The organism is Collinsella tanakaei, assembly GCF_016900375.1.
Classification (GTDB): Bacteria; Actinomycetota; Coriobacteriia; order Coriobacteriales; family Coriobacteriaceae; genus Collinsella.
The window spans coordinates 1-2217 of sequence record NZ_JACJKB010000039.1; the positions used below are offsets into that span (position 1 = coordinate 1).

Here is a 2217-nt window from a genome sequence, read left to right on the forward strand (position 1 = left end):
GCGGGTGATGTCGGCCATGGGCATGAACAGGTCGGTGCCGGAGATGCCGGTCATGTAGCCGAGGTCGGCCGCGTTGTAGACGGCGTCGGCGTACCAGGCGGAGGCGTCCACGTCCGAGAACTTGGCGTACTCGGAGATCTGGAAGGGCTCGGAGGTCACGTCGCCCTCGAAGTGGGCGTCGTCGGCGGGGACGACCAGGTCGGCCACGTACCAGCCGGACTCGGTCAGGTCGGACGCGCCGAGGTCGCCGGCCTCGAGCTGGAGCTCCCACTCGTGGGTGCGCCAGTTGTAGGTGTACAGCGGCTCGCCGTCGGCGCCCACCTTGCACTTGTGGTAGGTCGCGCCCGCGGTGGCCGGGTCGATGGCGACCGACAGGCCCTTGAGGTCCTCGTTGGTGTAGGCGGTGAAGGTCGGGGCGATGGTCTCGCCCTTCACGTCGTAGACGTCCTTGTCGGCCTTGGCGGACTCGATCTCCGCCTTGGTGATCTTGACGGGGAACTCGATGTTCTCGACGTCCTTGGCGACCCCGTGGTCGTAGTAGTTGGCCTGGCCGAAGTCGATGACGCCGGTGTAGATGCCGGGCTCGACCATCTCCTCGACGACCCCGCCCTTGGCGTCCTTGTAGACGACTGTGTAGTCCTCGCCCTCGGTGAGTACGGTGGAGCCGTCCTTGACGGTGACGACCGGGGTGAACGCCTTGCCGTTGTACTCGACGGGGTTGGAGGCGTCCTTGCCGCCGATGGTGGCCCATGCCTTGGGCTGGGCGCTGTACTGACGGCCCATCACGACAAGCGTGAACGTCTTAGAACCCGCGTAGGACAGGTCATCCGGCACGTCGATGTCGACGCGGACGCTGTAGGTGCCGGGCTCGGAGTAGTCGGTCACGACCTCGCCGTCCTTGGCGACGGTGATAGTAGTCGTGAGGACCTCCCACTTACCTGCAACCTTTCGCTCAAGCGAGACCTTGGACGGATCGAAGCTCTCACCCTTGACAAGGTCGATGTAGAGCGTATCGTCAAGGTCCTCCTGGCCATAGAACGCATCGAAGTCGCCAGCCGACTCGAGAAGCACTTCATTGACGACATAGAAGACGACATCTTTCTGGGCTTTGCCATCTACGAAGTTATTCCTGTTGCCGCCGCCCTGCGTGGCAGTCGCAACGGCTTCAACACGACCGGCGATGGCACCCTGGTAATTCTCGCCATCAACAATGTCAGCGTTCCTCACGACCCTGCTAGCCTGGATGGTAAGGACGCTCGTGCTGACCTCCTCGCCGTTTACGTAAACATGAGTGGTGCCATCTGCCTGCTGAAGCTCGCCGTTGTTGAAGCGGGTTCGTGCGGCAGCAATCTCGACGGGGTCGACCGCAACGACTGCATCAGCGAGATCGATCTTGTCGACGGTAAACTTGAACGTGTAGACATCCGTGTAGACGGAGTTGTCCTTATCAACCGGCTCGAGCGTAACGGTATAAGTTCCGGCATCGGTCAGCCCACCGTTAGTCACATCCTGACCGGCTGCGTTCGTGATCTTGACGGCCACGTCGGAGCTGCCATCGAGAAGGTTTCCATCGGGGTCGGCGACGTGGATATTGTTCTTCTCGCTGTCGGTGGCGTCGCGGAAGTCGAAGCCGGTGTACATGAACGTGCGGTCGTTCACGTCCTCACCCTGGTATACGAAGGAGCCCTCGAGGCTCTTAGCGGTTACCTGGAGCTTGAACGCTTTGTACTCCTTGCCGCTATACAGGGTGTCGAACTTGTTGCCGACTGCGGCAGTGATGTCAGCGGCAGCGAAGTTGTCGTTGACGACGACAGCGAAGTAGGTGTCGACGTCATTCGGGGTAGAAGCGCCCTTGATTGTGTCGGCGGCAGGGTTGAACTTTCCGTCGCCATCATCCTTCACGTACACGACGGTGAGGTCGGCCATGGAGACGGGCCCGTTGATGTCCTTGGCGGACTTGAGGATAAGCGGGTTGCCCGTCTCGAGCTTGAAGGAACCGTCCTTCTCGGGCTCGACGTTCCAGGTGAACTCGGTGCTTTCCCAGACCGAGGAAAGCTCCTCTGCCTGCAGGTCGATGTCGCCCTCCGCGGCGAACGCGGGGACGGCCACGCCGAGGCTGAGCGCGCCCACCAGGGACGCGGTCACGACGGCAGCCACCTTCTTGGTGTGCTTCCTGTTGACGCAAGCTGTCATACGTCTTTCTCCTTCCGTGAGGAA

At 61.6% G+C, this 2217-nt stretch carries 1 protein-coding gene; it reads right to left on the reverse strand.

Features of this window, described 5'->3' with window-relative positions:
- The coding region (locus H6A16_RS10480) for an S-layer homology domain-containing protein (RefSeq protein ID WP_204618983.1) at window positions 1-2193 on the reverse strand (2193 nt) is incomplete at its 3' end.
- Between the last annotated feature and the right edge of the window lie 24 nt (window positions 2194-2217).